The 521-nt window shown below is 78.1% G+C and carries 1 pseudogene; it reads right to left on the reverse strand.

From position 1 onward, the window contains the following. Nucleotides 1-521, reverse strand: a pseudogene (locus tag HG543_RS54075) (hypothetical protein); the annotation flags it as partial.

Consider the following 521-nt stretch of genomic DNA (forward strand, 5'->3'; position numbering starts at 1 on the left):
GGCCGGTGGAGACGGGGCGCGCGCGGAGCTTCGGGGGCAGGGAGCGGGACAGGGCCTCGGCGGCCTCGACGGCCTGCTCCAGGGCCATGCGCTGGGCCTTGCCCTGGAGGTGCTCCAGGTTCTCGAGGGTGAAGGCCTCCGCGTCGCCCAGGAGGGCCTGCGCGCGGCGGGCGGCGCTGGCCAGGGCCTCGTAGCCCTCGGCGAGCCGCTCCAGCACGGCGTCGGTGCCGGACTCGCGCAGGGCGGTGTAGCCGGCCTGGAGCAGCTCCGTGGGAGGACGGTCCAGCACGCGCCGCGCGAGGGCGGGGCTCAGCGCGGTGCCGGCCGTGAAGCCGAGCCGGGTGAGGATGCGGGAGGCGAGGAAGGCGACGCCGCGGGCGCGGAGGGACTCGGGCAGGCGAGCGAGGGCGGAGGCGACGGGCTCCAGATGCGGCTCCGCGGCCAGCCGGGCGAGGACGTGGTCGTCGTAAGCACGCACGGCGGCGCGGAGGCGGGGCAGGGTGTCCGGGACGGGCAGGGTG

It is taken from the genome of Pyxidicoccus fallax (assembly GCF_012933655.1).
GTDB classification, from domain to species: domain Bacteria; phylum Myxococcota; class Myxococcia; order Myxococcales; family Myxococcaceae; genus Myxococcus; species Myxococcus fallax.